Source organism: uncultured Roseobacter sp., from assembly GCF_947495275.1.
Taxonomy (GTDB): Bacteria; Pseudomonadota; Alphaproteobacteria; order Rhodobacterales; family Rhodobacteraceae; genus Roseobacter.
Genome location: NZ_CANLYL010000016.1, coordinates 61927 through 76721 on the forward strand (window position 1 = coordinate 61927; position 14795 = coordinate 76721).

Here is a 14795-nt window from a genome sequence, read left to right on the forward strand (position 1 = left end):
ACCCAGATTGACCCGGTAGTGCCGCTTACCGATTGGCCAATCGCTTTAGGGCGTCCCTGTTCTTGCTGATCGAGGAACGCACGACTTTGGGTGTTTTCTTGCCGGAAGCGTGCACGGATGTATCTCCACCATCCTTGCGAACGGTGAATTTGCCGGTACGGGCGGCACGTGCGACTGTGGCGCTGTTTGTCTTGGCCATTTTCCGGTGTCCTTATTCATCCGAAGATGCACATCCTCGGGCAACATATCAAGGGATCGTAAACCGGATGTAACCAGTTGATCCGCTGCCTGATGGTTAGCATTGGGGCAGCAGCAGAATCTCCAGCGTGTGGCCCATCACCTGCGCGCTGTCGATCATATCGTCAATGCCGACGTATTCATCCGGTTTATGCGCCAGTTCCAAAATGCCCGGCCCGTAGGCGATACAGTTTTTCAGCTTGCCAATCCGGTCGATGTGTTTCTGGTCATAAGTGCCGGGGGAGGCCACGTATTCGGGGGGTTTGCCCATCACATCTTCGATGGCTTTGGCCACTGTCTGCACCACCGGTGCGTCACGATCTGTCATGGAGGGCAGAACGCTGTTCAGCTCTGTGAGCTCATAGTCAAAGTCGGCGCGGCTGGCTTTCAACCCTTCGAGCAGCGCTTTGACTTCGTCGCGCACCTGATCCAGCGGTTCTTCCACCAGAAAGCGCCGGTCAATCACGATGCGGCAACTGTCGGGCACACAATGTGCAGGCAGGCCGGTAAAATCATCGGCCTGCTCCGGCTGCCCGCCGTGAATGGAATTGATGTTCATCGTAGATTGACGGGCGCCCTCGGGCACCACGGGCATGTCGGTGTGGCGCGCAGCCATGGCCGGAAAGAGCTTGTCTTCGAATTCCGATAGAACAGCTCCCATGTGGCGCACCGCGCAGTCGCCCAGAAACGGCATGCAGCCATGCGCGATTTCGCCCCTGGTTTCGATCTCCGCCCACCAGCCGCCACGATGACCAAGGCATATCCGGTCCTTGTTCAGAGGTTCTGGAATAATCACGTGCTGCACGCGTTCGGGATCGAAAAAACCCTGCTCGGCGAGATAGGCAACACCGCCGTAGCCACCGGATTCCTCATCTGCCGTGCCCGAGATTTCGATGGCCCCGCAATAGGTTGGGTGCGTTTCGATAAAGGCTTCAACGGCGATGATAGAGGCCGCGAGCCCGCCTTTCATGTCGCAGGCTCCGCGCCCGTAGATTTTGCCGTCCTTTTCGGTGCCGCCAAAGGGGTCCATTGTCCAGCCGCGCCCGACTTCGACCACATCGGTATGGCTGTTGAAATGGACGCAATCACCGGGTTTGCGGCCGTCACGACGCGCCACGATGTTCCAGCGCGGATATTTGTCACTGTCACCCGGTGTGCCTGTGGCCCGGATCAACTGCGTTTCAAACCCGCAGGCAGACAGGCGGCGGTCCAGAAATTCGCATATGTCGCGGTAGTTTTCGCCAGGGGGGTTGAGCGTGGGGATGCGAATGAGATCCCGTGTCAGCGCCACAAGATCATCGCGTTTTGCCGCAATGGATTTTTTCAGGGCAGATGTCATGGCCGCAGTGTCCAAGCAGTTGCGCGGAATGGCAAGCACCGTGCTGAAAAGAATGTCAGGCGGCGGCGATTTCCTTCATGGCTGCCAGAAAGGTGCTGACCTCCTCGACGCTGTTATAGTGACACATGGAAACACGCACGGCGGCCTCCAGCCCCAATGGCGTCAGGATATTGCCGGAATAGTGGTCGGCCTTGCGAATATGTGTCCGGATACCCTGCGCATTCAGGCGGGCAACGATATCTCCGGCAGGCACATCTTGCAGCGCAAAGCATACCAGCCCTTCGCGCGCCGGATTATCCGCCCCTCCCAGAATGGTGACGCCCGGCAGTTCCGTCAGACCCGGCAGATTGCCGACGCCGGTCAGCATTGCGCCCGTTAAAGCCTGTTCATGGGCGTGAATTGCGGCACCTGCGGCCTCCAACCGGGTGCGGGGGTCATCGCTGTCGCTGTGCTGGTCCCCCAGCCAGTCAAGATAGGAAACAACATCGCAGAATGTAGCGTATGATCCTGTGTCGCGCGTGCCCATCTCCCAGTTTTGCCGGGGGCCATCGGTCAGTTGCTCCAGCGGCAGCGCTGTCATCCGCTCCGAGACCCAGGCCACGCCATAGCCGTGACGTGAAAACATCTTGTACGGGGAGACAACATATCCGTCGATGTCGTAGCTGCGAATGTCGATAGCACCGTGGCTCGCGTGCTGTATCCCGTCGACAAAGAGTATCGCCTCCGGGGCCACCTGCCGGATGGCCGCTGAAATACCGGCCACATCATTGGCGATGCCGGTCACGGGCGATGTGTGCAGAATGGTTGCCACCCGCACATCGGCAGTCATGCGCGCGGCATAAGCTTCCGGTGACACCGATCCCGTCGCCTTGTCATGTGGCACCGAGATGTAGTCTTTTCCCGCCATTCCGGCCCAATGGGTTGCCGCGGACCGGGACGCGGGATGCTCAACCGTTGAGCCGATGACCGCGCCACCCGGTTTGGACCCCATGACTGCGGTGCGGATCAACCGGAAGGACAGTTCCGTACCGCTTTCACCCACAAAATACTGACCACCATCAGCATTGAAAAACGTGGCCATATCCCTTTTGGCGAGATTGATGCGATCCACCAGCGCGTGGGCTGCGGGGTTGTCACGCCCCTGATTGTCGGGAAGGGCCGCAAACAAGGCTGACGTTTCCACAACGGAATTCAATGTCAGCGCGCCACCGGCGTTTTCGAAAAAGATGCGCGGGCCCTGAAAGGGGCAGCTTTCCACATGCGCGAACCTGCCGCGAATTTCGGACATTAAAGCAGGAGAAAAGGCCGCCATAAGGGCTCCATCACATAATCAATTTGGAACTCATTCAGTCGTAACCGTGTTGAGTGTCAAGCGGCGTCGGCGTTTCCGGCGCTTTGAGGGAGGACATATGAATAAAACCACTGCCCGGGACGAGAGACAAGAAGAAGCCTCGGTTCAGGAAGCCACGGCACTTGCACCCAAACTGATCTACGAAGTCATTCGCCGTGAGGGCGAGGAAGAAATGGCGCGTCCCAAGCGGTCGCTGATCTGGTCGGGCATTGCGGCTGGCGTGATGATCAGCCTGTCTGTCCTGGGCGAAGCTATTTTCCGCACCTACCTTCCACCTTCCAAAAGCAGCTACCTGATTGAAAACCTGGGCTACTCTTTGGGCTTTCTCGCAGTCATCATGGGCCGGATGCAGCTTTTTACCGAGAATACGATCACGACGGTCCTGCCGGTAATGGTGGCGCGAACCTGGTACTCACTGGGCTGTATGTTGCGCCTTTGGACCATTGTCATGAGCGCAAATGTGGTCGGGGCCTTCGCGGTTGCCGCTCTGTTTGTCTTCACGCCCGCGATTGCCCCAGAGGTTATGAAGGCTGTCGTTGACTTGTCGCATCATGCCACGGGCATGGGTGCAAACGCGGCGTTCTGGAGGGCAATTCCTGCGGGCGTGATCGTTGCCCTCATTGTCTGGATGTTGCCACAGGCCGATAGTGCTAAGTTCTTTATCGTTCTGATATTCACATGGCTGATCGCGGCGGGCGATTTCACTCATATCGTTGCGGGTTCGGTCGAGATGGCCGTTCTGGTCTGGATGGGGGAGTTGTCGGCTTCCGGAGCTATTGGCGGGTTCTTCATACCGGTTCTGGCAGGCAACATCATCGGAGGCACTGTGATTTTTGCGCTTATGGCCTGGGGGCAGGTGCGCGACGAGCTTCCCGAAGAATAACGTTAACTGCGGAACCCAACGGCAGGTCAGCGCGTTAGTCAGATGAAACTCTAAAGGAGGAATTCATGTTTGAATATGCTGGTATCGGGGGATTGATCGTGCTGGCCCTGAACATCTGGGCGATTGTTTCGATCATCGGCTCTGGCGTTGCAAACGGCAAGAAAGTGCTGTGGATTCTGCTGGTTCTGGTCCTGCCCATCATTGGCTTTGTGATCTGGTTCCTGATCGGTCCGCGGTCCTCGAAAATGGCCGTCTGATGTGATACCGAAAGGTCTATGAACCTTTCAGCAACCCGCCATGTGATCTCTGCGACCTTCGCCCAGATCACGCGCAACAACCTCGGCCTTATTGCGGCCGGGGTTGCGTTTTATTCCATGTTGTCGGTTTTTCCCGCCCTCGCCGCGCTGATCGCAGTGCTGAGCCTGATCGCTGATCCGGCCGTTGTGATCGTGCAGCTGGAAGAGATTCGCGGTCTGATGCCGGACGCCGTTTATAACATCCTGAACACGCAGATTGTTGGGCTTGTTAGCACCAGTTCCGACACCCTGGGCTGGGCCGGGGCCGTTTCACTGGGCGTGGCCTTATGGTCCGCACGAGCAGGTGTCGGCGCGATGATGCACGGTCTCAATCTCGTTTATGATACGCGGGGCCGCGCCACGCTGCGGCACTACCTGCGCGCGCTGCTCCTGACCATCTCTCTCTTGGGGGTGGGGGTCGTTTCGCTGATGACCGTGGTTGTGGCCCCGGTCGCGCTTTCATTTATACCGTTGGGCAACATAACGAGCATCATCATTGAATTTCTCAGGTGGAGCGTCGCCATCGCGGTGATTTTCGCAGGTATTGGCTTGCTCTACCGCTTTGGACCCAATCGCAGCGGCATACGCATTGGCTGGCTGACGCCAGGGGCCGTCATGGCGGGCACGTCCTGGGCCATCTTGTCGATCGCGTTTTCCTTTTATGTATCGCATTTTGGAAATTACAACGAAGTCTACGGCTCAATCGGTGCCGTTATCGCCATGTTGATTTGGTTATGGATCAGCAGTTTTCTGGTCCTGCTTGGCGCAGCCCTGAATGCTGAAGTTGAAAAGCAGCGCGCGAAAGATGAAACGCCGCGGAGCGATCCATATTTGGCACAGGTCGGATCCGGCGAGGCCGCGCAATAGCCGCGACAGACGGTCACGCCCCCGCATAAGACCGGAACAATCTACCTCCGCGCCTGTTTCTCCTTTGACGAAAATAAAAGGAGAAACAGCATGACGAGCGCTTTGAACGTAGTTCCTGAAACCACGGATATCAGCACCGGTGTCAAGGACGCCGAAGCGATGGCCAAGGGTCTGGAAAACGCTTTGGCGGACACCTATCGCCTCATTTTCAAAACCCATGCGACGCACTGGAACGTGGAAGGACCGTTGTTTTACTCGGTCCACAATCTGACCGAGACCCAGTACCAGAACCTTTTTGACGCGGCAGATGATATTGCTGAACGCATTCGCGCGTTGGGCCAGCTGGCGCCGTCGACTTTATCGTCAATTGTTGCGAATTCGGTCATTCAGGATGACGAAGCCCCGGCCTCGGCGGGTGACGCATGTGAGGCGCTTGCCGCTGATCATGAGCGCGTAGCGCACAGGTTGCATGCTTTGATCAAGATCGCGGGCGAGCACGGTGACCCGGTCACCGAAGATATGGCGACAGAGCGCGCGGCGTTCCATGAAAAAGCTGCGTGGATGCTGCGGTCCATCGCCAAAACCTGACGTTTATGGTGAAACGCCCCGCTAATTGGCGGGGCGTTTTTTTGGTCAGGCTTTCAACGTTTCGGTCGATGAAAAGAACATCGCCTGGCTGACCGCAGAAATAACCTGATCTTCCGTGTAGGGTTTGGAGATCAAAAAAGCCGGTTCGTGTTTGTCGCCTGTCAACAGACGCTCCGGGAAGGCAGTGATGAAGATCACGGGTCGCTCCCCGAGGTTCGCCATGAGGTCGTTTACCGCGTCAATGCCCGACGAGTTATCTGCCAGTTGGATGTCGGCAAGGATAAGGTCGGGTGCGTCAGCGGCGCCCAGGGCCACGGCTTCGTCTCTTGTACGCGCCACGCCGGTAACTCTGTGGCCCATCTCGGACACGATGCTTTCGATGTCCATGGCGATGATCGCTTCATCTTCGATGATCATGACCGACCCTGATACGGCATCCGCCATCTCGCGACGCGCAATCTGAACCAGTTCTTCGGCTTCGGACTGATCAATGCCGATGATGCTGGCAATCTCACCAAAGGTGAATCCTTCGATGCTGTGCAAAAGCAACGCTTCGCGGCTGTTGGCAGTCAGTTTCGCAAGATGCTTCTGGGCGCGGGCTTTCAGGCCGCTTTCGCCCTCATCAATGGGGGCACCAGCACTGGACCAGATGCTGAAAAGCACACGGAAGACACCGGTTTTTACAGAAACACCATCCAGCACTGAACGATCTGTCAGAATCGTTTCCAAAGCTGCCGCGGCAAAACGGTCACCGCTGCTCTGGCTGCCCGTCATCGCCCGCGCGAAACGGCGCAGGTAGGGCAGGATATTTCCCAACTCTACGCTGATGTCCGGGTTTGCAGTCGCATCCGACATAAGAAATCTTCCTTTTTTTGACTTTTCTCGGAACCAAACCCGCAGTGAGGGGTTTGGTTCCGATGCAGGTGGGATATTTTTTAACCTTCTCGGGGAATTAACAGCAGTATGTCTCAATCAAACGCGAACCGGAAACGCGAAAGCGTGATCGACGAAAATTTAAAGCGGGTCTACGAGGAAGCGCTCGATGAGGGTGTTCCGGACCGGTTCAAGGATTTGCTGAACGCGCTCAAGCAACAGGACCAACCCAAGGGCAGCCTGAAATGAGCGAACCTGATCCTCGCGATGCGCTGGTCGAGCATCTGCCTGCCATGCGCGCCTTTGCCATCAGTCTCACGCGGAATGGCGCAACGGCCGACGACATGGTGCAGGACACTTTGGTCAAGGCCTGGACCAACATCGACAAGTTCCAAGCCGGGACAAACATGCGGGCCTGGTTGTTCACGATCCTGCGCAACACCTATTATTCTTCGAGACGCAAGGCAAAACGGGAAGTCGCGGACGTAGACGGCACGCATACGGAGGCGTTGGCGGAAAAACCGGCTCATGACGGGCGCTTGCAAATGACCGACTTCCGCGATGCATTTGCGCAGTTAAGTGACGAACAGCGCGAGGCTCTTTTGCTGGTAGGTGCCTCAGGGTTTTCTTATGAGGAAGCGGCAGACATGTGCGGTGTGGCCGTGGGGACGATCAAAAGTCGTACCAATCGGGCGCGCCTGCGTCTTGCCGAGCTGATGCATCTGGCTGACGATGAGGCGCTGGAGATGACAGATGATGCGACTATGTCTGTGCTGACGGCGTCCAAGGCGGCATCTTTCTAATCATGACCGGCGGTTTTCTGGATGGCGATGTCTTTCGGGGTCTCGCTTTCCGCATTCTGATTTTTCTGTCACTTGCACTGCTACCGTTTGGGTTGATCGCCGTCGTCCAGACGCGAGAGATCGCACGCCAGGCCGAAATCTCGACAGAGCTGTCCCTGATCGGGTTGACGGAACAGGCCTCCGGCGCGGAACGGACCATTATTCAGGAGGGTTTTGGTGCCGCAGAAGCGCTCAGCTCTATCATTCGTCTGTTTGGCGATGACACTGAAGCCTGTGTGTCTTTTCTGAGAAACTACAAGAATGCGTCTGATCGCTATTCACTTGTGGGGTATCTGCCGGCTGATGGCATGATGACCTGTTCGTCTGACGGTGGCATTTATGATTTCAGCGCCTATCCGGATTTCGACAAGGCGATTGATGCACCGGAACGGGCTGTCACGCTGAGCACAACTGGACCGGTAAGCCAGCAACCGGTTCTGGTTATGACGCATCCCTTTTTCGAGGGGGACATATTTGCGGGTTTCATGGCCTTATCCGTCCCCCTGTCCGCGCTGCGGGATCTTCCCGAACAACCCATAGAACTACGCCCCGCCGATCTGGTGATTTTCGGGGCCGGGGGTGAAGTTGTCGCCTCCGAAAGACCACGTCTTGTGACCGAGGCCGATCTGCCGCTCAACCGAAGTCTGAAAACGCTCATCGGGAACAAAGCTGTTGTATTTGAAGATGTAAACACTGAAGGCGAAGAACGCGTCTATGCGGTGGTGTCCATTGTGCCGGGGGTGACCTACGCCATGAGCATCTGGCAACGTGAGGAAATCATTGCAAGCGTGCACCAGTCCGGGACGCTCAGCATTTTCCTTCCCATCCTGATGTGGCTTGCGAGCCTTGTCGTGGCATTCTGGGCCATCAACCGGCTTGCGATCCGCTACATTCGCAAACTTGGACGCCAGATGCGTATTTTCGCTTTTAATCGTTCCCTGCCGCGCTCGACGATGGGGCAGGGCGTGCCGCGAGAATTCGTTGAAATCCAACGGGCTTTCATAGGTATGGCCGATTCAATCATACGCGACGAAGCTTCCCTGGAGGATTCCTTGCGCGAAAAGAACATCCTGCTCAAGGAAGTGCATCACCGCGTCAAAAATAACCTGCAACTGATCTCTTCGATTATGAACATGCAGATACGTCGCGCCAAATCCGAAGACGCCCGATTTGTGCTGAAAAGATTACAGGAACGTATTCTGTCGCTGGCGACGGTTCACAAGAACCTCTACCAAAGTGACGGCCTGGAACGCGTGGATGCAGGGGCCCTTGTCGAAGAAATCGTCGGGCAATTATTGGTGGTCGGCCTTCCCGCAGGCTCTTCCGTTGAAATTGAGCAGTCCTACGAGGCCGTGAAATTGGATACCGATGACGCCGCTCCGTTGACGCTATTGGTTTCGGAAACCGTTACCAACGCGATGAAATACATTGGTGTTCCCGATGCTAAAAACCCGGCCTTCCTGAAGATATCCTTGGCACAGACCGACCCCGAGACAGCGGATTTCACGATCATCAATAGTGTCGGCAACGCATCTAGTGCTGCCGAAGGAACGGGCCTTGGCAGCCAACTGATCAACGCCTTTGCGCGACAGCTCAATGCGCAGGTGGATGTGACAGCAAAAGACAATGTTCATGCCTTGACCGTGACCTTCCCGGTCCCGCACAGGATTAAACCTATTCAAGATTACTAATTTGCAAAGGTTTTATGGAACTATGCATGCTGGAGCCGCGTTGGCCCCACGAACACTGAAGAAAGGAACCCCGACATGTCGACAGACTTGTTCTTGTACGGGCTTTCCATTCTGACTGTGGTTGCGCTGATTGTTTTTGTTATGACAAACGAAGGCAAAAACGAGCGTGGTGATGACGGTGAATAAAGTAGACTCGTGATTGCTTTGACCATTGTTGGCCGTTTGGATTGACCAGGCAGCCGCCATCCTCGGCGGATGGAAGCCAAACACCTAAGAACCCCGGCTGCCACGTGCGGTCGGGGTTATCAGTTTCAGAAACTGGGTGGTGTGCAGGCGCTGATGATCACACAGTCCTCATTGCCCAGATTCCGGAACCGATGCGGGAGCCTGCTGTTGAAAAGGTAACCATCTCCCGGCCCCAGAAGGCTGACCTCATCATCCACCGTGATCTCAATCTGACCTTGGATTATGACGCCAGCTTCTTCCGCGTCGTGGCTTAACAATTCAGGCCCTGTATCCGCGCCCGGCGCGTATCGCTCGTGCAATACCTGGAGTGAATGATCCTGTGCATTGCCCAGCTGCCGCAGAGACAATAGCTGTGCCTCGGGTCCTTCCAACTCTGGCGGTGCGATCTCCGTGAACTCACCAGCAGCATAAAAATACTTGCTTTGCGTCGTTTCCTCGATGGTTGCAAAAAACTCCGCCATGGAAATCTGGATGGCATCCAGAAGGCTCTTCAAAGAGGCGACAGAGGGGCTTGTCTTGTTCTGTTCGATCAGCGAGATGGTGCCATTGGTCAAGCCCGCACGTGTGGCAAGTTCCCGCTGGGAAAGTCCGCGTTTTTTACGGATTGCGCGAAGCCGGTGTCCGATGTCCAAAGGGCGATATCCTCGTCGAGCGTGTGACGTATTGGTTTTACTTGGGTTTTTAGACAGCAGCTTGCCGGAAGTCTCAATCTTTTTCTTTTTTGCCCGACACGGGGTCATTTTTTGCGGTGCAGAATCCCGATTGACAATTAAATTAAACGGAGTATCGAGATTTTAAACACTCTGTCCCGCCATCGAAGGAATCCGTAAATGGCTACATCTGCTAAATCGAAGACACCCAAACCCGCTGTAAAGAAAGCCCGCAAGCCGCGCGCAACCAAAACACCGAAGATTGCCGTGGTATCGACAACGCCAGAGGAAAAAACAAACGCAGCCCTTTTGGCGCGCCGCGAAACGGCAGTGCCACGCGGTGTTGCTTCTGCGGCGCCGGTTTTTGCAGAGCAGGCCGAAAATGCTGAACTCTGGGATGTCGAGGGTAAACGCTACATTGATTTCGCTGGTGGCATCGCGGTGCTGAATACCGGCCATCGGCATCCGGCAGTGGTTGCCGCCGCGAAGGCGCAGGAAGATAAATTCACCCATACGTCGTTCCAGGTGGTTCCTTATGAGGGCTACGTAGCATTGGCAGAGAAGCTGAACGCTCTTGCCCCGGGCGATTTCGCCAAGAAATCACTGCTGGTCACAACCGGTGCCGAAGCAGTTGAAAACGCGGTCAAGATCGCGCGGGCAGCAACCGGCCGCCCCGGTGTGATTGCATTCACAGGAAGCTATCACGGACGCACATTGCTGACACTGGGCATGACCGGTAAGATCAGCCCTTATAAAAAAGATGTGGGCCCATTCCCCTCCGACATCTTCCGCGCGCCGTTCCCTAGTGTCCGCGATGGTATCACGATCGAAGACGCTTTGACCGGATTGCAAAACTTGTTCCTCACTGACGCACAGCCGGACCGCATTGCCGCGATCATCATTGAGCCGGTACTGGGCGAGGGCGGCTATACGCCTGTGCCATTCGAGATGATGCGGGCGCTGCGTGATATTTGTGATCAGCACGGCATTTTGCTGATTTCGGACGAAATTCAAGCCGGGTTTGGCCGTACTGGCACCTGGTTTGCTGTCGAACACTCCGGCGTTGTGCCTGATCTGATCACTGTGGCGAAATCTATGGCTGGCGGCTACCCGATTGCTGGTGTGATTGGACGCGCCGAAGTGATGGATGCGCTGGCACCCGGTGGTCTTGGCGGAACATATGGTGGTAATCCGGTGGCCTGTGCGGCTGCGCTGGCAGCCATTGAGGCGATCGAAAGCGAAGGCCTTCTGGCCCGGTCTTTGGAGTTGGGCGCCCATTTCCACACGCGGTTTGCTGAAATTGGTGCGCGGGTGGCCCCGTTCCGGATGTGGGACATCCGTGGTCTGGGCGCCATGCTGGCCGTGGAATTCGTGACTGATTTCGACACGGCAACGCCTGATGCCGCGCTGGTCAAATCAATTTGTGCGCATGCGCTCAAACGCGGATTGATCCTCCTGGGGTGCGGCATGCACGGGAACGCTCTGCGGATCATGGTGCCGCTGACCGCTTCCGATGAGATCATCGAAGAGGGGCTTGCGATTTTCGAGGCATCTTTGGCGGATGCTGTGGCTGAGCTTTCAGCCTGATTTACCTTGATACCGTTGCAAGAAGGGCGCTTATCGAGCGCCCTTTTTTGTTATCAGGTCGGCGGTGCAAAACTGGCTGCATCCGCACGGGCCCAGCGTTTGCGATAATCCGCGCCGATGTCACCTTCATCCGACAACAAGAACCCTTCGGGCAGATAGGGATAGGCTTCGCTGCCCTCCGCCATTTCCTTATCTCCCAAGCGTACCATCAGGTGCTGCGGCAGAAAATCACCCGGATGCGACAGGCCCGCTGCCCCGGTGATCTCGCCAAGGGCTTTCAATGTATTTTCATGAAACCGGGCGACGCGCTTGCTTTTGGAGCCAACGTCCAGAGCGCGCGCGCGCAGGGGGTCTTGTGTGGCCACGCCGACCGGGCAGTGGTTGGTGTGGCAAGCCTGCGCCTGAATGCAGCCGACCGCAAACATGAACCCACGCGCAGAATTGCACCAGTCCGCCCCAAGTGCCAAAGCACGGGCGATGTCGAAAGAGGAGACAACCTTGCCTGCCGCTCCTATCTTTACCTGATCGCGGATACCTGCCCCTCGCAGGGTGTTGTGCACGAATGTCAGACCCTCCACCATTGGCATGCCAATGTGATTTGAAAACTCCACCGGTGCCGCGCCTGTTCCGCCTTCTGTGCCATCGACGACGATGAAGTCAGGGATGATCTTCGTTTCCAGCATCGCCTTGACAATGCACATGAATTCGCGCCGGTGACCAATGCAAAGCTTGAAGCCAACGGGCTTGCCACCTGAAAGATCGCGTAGCTCGCCCAGAAACTGCATCATCTCCAAAGGGGTCGAAAAGGCAGAATGCGCCGCAGGTGACACGCAGTCCTTGCCCATCGGGACGCCGCGTGCTTCTGCAATCTCAGGGCTGATCTTGGAGGCGGGTAACATGCCGCCATGACCCGGTTTCGCGCCTTGAGAAAGCTTCAACTCGATCATCTTGATCTGGTCGAGCGATGCCGTCACCTTGAATTTATCCGCATCAAAGGTTCCATCGTCGGCGCGGCACCCAAAATACCCTGACGCCACCTGATAGATAAGATCGCCGCCCCCCGCCTTATGGTATCGGCTGACTGATCCTTCGCCAGTGTCATGGGCAAAACCGCCGATCTTTGCGCCTGTGTTCAATGCTTCGATCGCGTTGGCAGATAATGATCCAAAGCTCATCGCGGAGATATTGTAGAGCGAGGCATCATAGGGTTGCTTGCAGGCGTCACCGCCGATTTTCACTCTGAAGTCCGTATTCTCGATATGCTTTGGCGTGACCGAATGCGTCACCCAGGCGTAACCCGCATCATAAACACGCATCCGCGTCCCAAAGGGGCGCTTGTCCTCCTGACCCTTTGCGCGCTGGTAGACAAGGCTGCGCGCATCGCGGGAAAAGGGTTCTTCGTCCTGATCGGATTCAATGAGGTATTGGCGAATTTCGGGGCGAATGCCTTCGAAGAGAAACCGCATGTGGCCCAGAACAGGGTAGTTACGCAGGATCGAATGGCTTGGTTGACGGACATCATGAACGCCCAGCAGCGACAGATAGGTGAAAAACGCAAAGGGGATGAGCAGCCACCACGTCCAGATCAGAGCAGCGATCAGACATATGAAGCTGCAAAGGATGACACCTGCAAATGTCGCGTACCGTGTCATGGAACTGAAGTCTGGCATCTGATAATTCCTACCTGTCTGGCGATTGGAAATCATTCCAGGCAAGACTGCCAAAGAGCCTGGAATGTATCGCAATATTTTAAACGCTCGGGGATGATGTTGCATTGTTCCCAAGGACGCAAGCATTGCAGTCTCTGATCGCGCTCCTGAACAAGGGTGCATAGTGCTTGAACAACATCCAAAAGCCTCGTACGCTTCGAAAAGCGGCGTTCTGCTGTTGAAGTTTTGAGTGAAATAGGGCGTGCCGGTCACGTGTGGAGCAGCATCGAATTGAATTGGGCTCGCGTCATTCCGAAGCTTTTGTTGCTTGGTTTGCATCGGCTGCTGTTTCAAAAGGAATCGCAACCTATGGCTGGTCAGAACGGGGAGGCAAAATGGCGACGTTTAATATTCTGTTCAAGATTGACGAAATTTTGCTTACCCTTGATGGCTGATTTCGCCCATTTTCTGAACAAACGTTGCGTCATCACAAAAGTTTTTCCTGCGGAGCCAATTCGGCAGTTCCAACCGGTGTTCGAAGGGCGTAAGGCAGTTCGGCGCGAAGCTCAATTCGGGCCACGTTGGCCCACTTCGTCGCGACGGAGTGTTTTGTTATGACCCCATTCGCCATTGCCGGTGTGCAGATGTATGTGAATGCGTTGCAATCCAACGTGGAAGGGATGATCCAGCGGTTGGATGTGCTGATGGCGCGTTTTCCCTGGACGCAGATGGTATTGTTTTCCGAACTGGCACCTTACGGCCCGCTGGACCGGTTTGCGCAGGCGCCTGAAAACGAAGCGCTCGACACCTTTTGCGAAGCTGCGCGCAAGCATCGTGTCTGGCTGATCCCCGGATCGATGTTCCTGCGTGATCCCGAGACCGGGCTGGTTTTCAATACATCCGTCGTGATCAACCCGGAAGGCGAGATCATCCGCCGTTATGCCAAGATGTTTCCGTTCCGGCCTTACGAATCAGGGATTGCCGCAGGGACGGAATTCTGTGTGTTTGACGTGCCGGAAGTGGGCCGTTTCGGGCTTTCAATCTGCTATGACATCTGGTTTCCGGAAACCACGCGCCAATTGACAGCGCAGGGTGTCGAGGTGCTGCTGCACCCGGTTCTGACGGGCACAACCGACCGCGATGCTGAACTGGCGATTGCGCGTTCCACGGCTGCGCAATTCCAGTGTTATGTATTTGACGTCAATGGGCTGGGCGCTGGTGGTGTCGGCAAGTCGCTGGTGGTGGACCCGTCTGCGCATGTGCTGCATCAGTCTGCCGGGCAAGAGGATATGTTCCCCATCGAAGTCGATTTATCGACAGTTCGGCGCCAGCGCGAAACCGGCATGAAAGGTCTTGGACAGGTTCTGAAAAGTTTCCGCGACCGATCCGTCGATTTTTCGGTTTATGATCGAAACAGTGGAACCGACGATTACCTCAAGACGTTGGGTCCACTGGAAATACCTCACCAAGGGACGCGCGCCGGACTTCACGTGGATGTGCCAGCAGGAAAAATTCAGGAAGCGCCCGCATTCAAGGGCCTGGCTTTTGATACGCTCACGGGCTCTGCCACAGCGCAACCGGCGATAAACGTCCATTCGGCACCAACGACCGAAACAGAGAAACAACCCCTGAAAAGTGAAACGCAGGGGAGCGAAAAACAGTCCAGCGGGTAGATCACCGGCTCCCAACGAGCGGG

General features: G+C 56.1%; 15 protein-coding genes. 9 read left to right on the top strand and 6 right to left on the bottom strand.

The window, feature by feature from the left end; all coding sequences use genetic code 11:
- Positions 1-25: 25 nt before the first annotated feature.
- The 3 genes from Q0802_RS21575 to Q0802_RS21585 form a co-directional block, all read right to left on the bottom strand.
- Positions 26-199 (bottom strand): hypothetical protein, encoded by a 174-nt coding sequence (locus tag Q0802_RS21575; protein WP_298921939.1) that lies wholly within the window; start codon positions 197-199, stop codon positions 26-28.
- A 96-nt stretch (positions 200-295) separates the two neighbouring features.
- Entirely contained in the window at positions 296-1576 is a 1281-nt protein-coding gene (locus Q0802_RS21580; protein ID WP_298921940.1) for an acetylornithine deacetylase/succinyl-diaminopimelate desuccinylase family protein, read from the bottom strand.
- 55 nt (positions 1577-1631) lie between these two features.
- Positions 1632-2888 carry an aminotransferase class V-fold PLP-dependent enzyme gene (locus Q0802_RS21585; protein WP_298921941.1) on the bottom strand — a complete coding sequence of 419 codons (1257 nt, stop codon included), beginning with the start codon at positions 2886-2888 and terminating at the stop codon, positions 1632-1634.
- Positions 2889-2985: 97 nt separating this feature from the next.
- On the opposite strand from Q0802_RS21585, the gene Q0802_RS21590 reads away from it, so the two are divergent.
- The 4 genes from Q0802_RS21590 to Q0802_RS21605 all read left to right on the top strand — a co-directional run bounded on the left by Q0802_RS21590 (position 2986) and on the right by Q0802_RS21605 (position 5561).
- On the top strand, positions 2986-3810 hold the full coding sequence (locus Q0802_RS21590) for a formate/nitrite transporter family protein (RefSeq protein WP_298921942.1): 825 nt from the start codon (positions 2986-2988) through the stop codon (positions 3808-3810).
- A 65-nt stretch (positions 3811-3875) separates the two neighbouring features.
- Positions 3876-4067, top strand: coding sequence for a PLDc N-terminal domain-containing protein (locus Q0802_RS21595; protein ID WP_298921944.1), 192 nt, complete (start codon positions 3876-3878; stop codon positions 4065-4067).
- A gap of 18 nt (positions 4068-4085) precedes the next feature.
- Positions 4086-4973: a YihY/virulence factor BrkB family protein gene (locus Q0802_RS21600; protein ID WP_298921945.1), complete on the top strand. Its 888-nt coding sequence runs from the start codon at positions 4086-4088 to the stop codon at positions 4971-4973.
- Positions 4974-5063: 90 nt separating this feature from the next.
- Positions 5064-5561: a DNA starvation/stationary phase protection protein gene (locus Q0802_RS21605; RefSeq protein ID WP_298921946.1), complete on the top strand. Its 498-nt coding sequence runs from the start codon at positions 5064-5066 to the stop codon at positions 5559-5561.
- Between the two features lie 45 nt (positions 5562-5606).
- On the opposite strand, the gene Q0802_RS21610 is transcribed toward Q0802_RS21605, so the two are convergent.
- Positions 5607-6416: a response regulator gene (locus Q0802_RS21610; protein ID WP_298921947.1), complete on the bottom strand. Its 810-nt coding sequence runs from the start codon at positions 6414-6416 to the stop codon at positions 5607-5609.
- Between the two features lie 108 nt (positions 6417-6524).
- Here Q0802_RS21610 and Q0802_RS21615 point away from each other — a divergent pair, with 108 nt between their 5' ends.
- Genes Q0802_RS21615 through Q0802_RS21625 form a run of 3 tightly spaced genes read left to right on the top strand, consistent with a single transcriptional unit; the run spans position 6525 to position 8967 of the window.
- Complete coding sequence (locus tag Q0802_RS21615) at positions 6525-6683, top strand: NepR family anti-sigma factor (protein WP_298921948.1); 159 nt, start codon at positions 6525-6527, stop codon at positions 6681-6683.
- Positions 6680-7237: an RNA polymerase sigma factor gene (locus Q0802_RS21620; protein WP_298921949.1), complete on the top strand. Its 558-nt coding sequence runs from the start codon at positions 6680-6682 to the stop codon at positions 7235-7237. The genes Q0802_RS21615 and Q0802_RS21620 overlap by 4 nt, the downstream gene beginning before the upstream one ends.
- Before the next feature lie 2 nt (positions 7238-7239).
- Entirely contained in the window at positions 7240-8967 is a 1728-nt protein-coding gene (locus Q0802_RS21625; protein WP_298921950.1) for a histidine kinase dimerization/phosphoacceptor domain -containing protein, read from the top strand.
- Between the two features lie 311 nt (positions 8968-9278).
- Here Q0802_RS21625 and Q0802_RS21630 read toward each other — a convergent pair whose 3' ends face one another.
- Positions 9279-9845 carry a cupin domain-containing protein gene (locus tag Q0802_RS21630; protein WP_298921951.1) on the bottom strand — a complete coding sequence of 189 codons (567 nt, stop codon included), beginning with the start codon at positions 9843-9845 and terminating at the stop codon, positions 9279-9281.
- A 198-nt stretch (positions 9846-10043) separates the two neighbouring features.
- Here Q0802_RS21630 and gabT point away from each other — a divergent pair, with 198 nt between their 5' ends.
- Positions 10044-11450, top strand: coding sequence for a 4-aminobutyrate--2-oxoglutarate transaminase (gene gabT, locus Q0802_RS21635; RefSeq protein ID WP_298921952.1), 1407 nt, complete (start codon positions 10044-10046; stop codon positions 11448-11450).
- 53 nt (positions 11451-11503) lie between these two features.
- Here the strand turns inward: gabT and Q0802_RS21640 are convergent, their stop codons facing one another.
- Positions 11504-13102: an FMN-binding glutamate synthase family protein gene (locus Q0802_RS21640; RefSeq protein WP_298921996.1), complete on the bottom strand. Its 1599-nt coding sequence runs from the start codon at positions 13100-13102 to the stop codon at positions 11504-11506.
- Between the two features lie 611 nt (positions 13103-13713).
- Here Q0802_RS21640 and Q0802_RS21645 point away from each other — a divergent pair.
- The gene (locus Q0802_RS21645) at positions 13714-14772 is read left to right on the top strand and encodes a carbon-nitrogen hydrolase family protein (RefSeq protein WP_298921954.1); all 1059 of its coding nucleotides are present in this window, start codon (positions 13714-13716) and stop codon (positions 14770-14772) included.
- Positions 14773-14795 lie beyond the last annotated feature (23 nt).

What these genes read in the sequence shown, in the direction of transcription:
- Q0802_RS21575 (WP_298921939.1), bottom strand. Translation starts at nt 199, where the DNA reads ATGGCCAAGACAAACAGCGCCACAGTCGCACGTGCCGCCCGTACCGGC.
- Q0802_RS21585 (WP_298921941.1), bottom strand. Translation starts at nt 2,888, where the DNA reads ATGGCGGCCTTTTCTCCTGCTTTAATGTCCGAAATTCGCGGCAGGTTC.
- Q0802_RS21610 (WP_298921947.1), bottom strand. Translation starts at nt 6,416, where the DNA reads ATGTCGGATGCGACTGCAAACCCGGACATCAGCGTAGAGTTGGGAAAT.
- Q0802_RS21645 (WP_298921954.1), top strand. Translation starts at nt 13,714, where the DNA reads ATGACCCCATTCGCCATTGCCGGTGTGCAGATGTATGTGAATGCGTTG.
- gabT (WP_298921952.1), top strand. Translation starts at nt 10,044, where the DNA reads ATGGCTACATCTGCTAAATCGAAGACACCCAAACCCGCTGTAAAGAAA.
- Q0802_RS21615 (WP_298921948.1), top strand. Translation starts at nt 6,525, where the DNA reads ATGTCTCAATCAAACGCGAACCGGAAACGCGAAAGCGTGATCGACGAA.
- Q0802_RS21595 (WP_298921944.1), top strand. Translation starts at nt 3,876, where the DNA reads ATGTTTGAATATGCTGGTATCGGGGGATTGATCGTGCTGGCCCTGAAC.
- Q0802_RS21640 (WP_298921996.1), bottom strand. Translation starts at nt 13,102, where the DNA reads ATGACACGGTACGCGACATTTGCAGGTGTCATCCTTTGCAGCTTCATA.
- Q0802_RS21580 (WP_298921940.1), bottom strand. Translation starts at nt 1,576, where the DNA reads ATGACATCTGCCCTGAAAAAATCCATTGCGGCAAAACGCGATGATCTT.
- Q0802_RS21600 (WP_298921945.1), top strand. Translation starts at nt 4,086, where the DNA reads ATGAACCTTTCAGCAACCCGCCATGTGATCTCTGCGACCTTCGCCCAG.
- Q0802_RS21620 (WP_298921949.1), top strand. Translation starts at nt 6,680, where the DNA reads ATGAGCGAACCTGATCCTCGCGATGCGCTGGTCGAGCATCTGCCTGCC.
- Q0802_RS21625 (WP_298921950.1), top strand. Translation starts at nt 7,240, where the DNA reads ATGACCGGCGGTTTTCTGGATGGCGATGTCTTTCGGGGTCTCGCTTTC.
- Q0802_RS21590 (WP_298921942.1), top strand. Translation starts at nt 2,986, where the DNA reads ATGAATAAAACCACTGCCCGGGACGAGAGACAAGAAGAAGCCTCGGTT.
- Q0802_RS21605 (WP_298921946.1), top strand. Translation starts at nt 5,064, where the DNA reads ATGACGAGCGCTTTGAACGTAGTTCCTGAAACCACGGATATCAGCACC.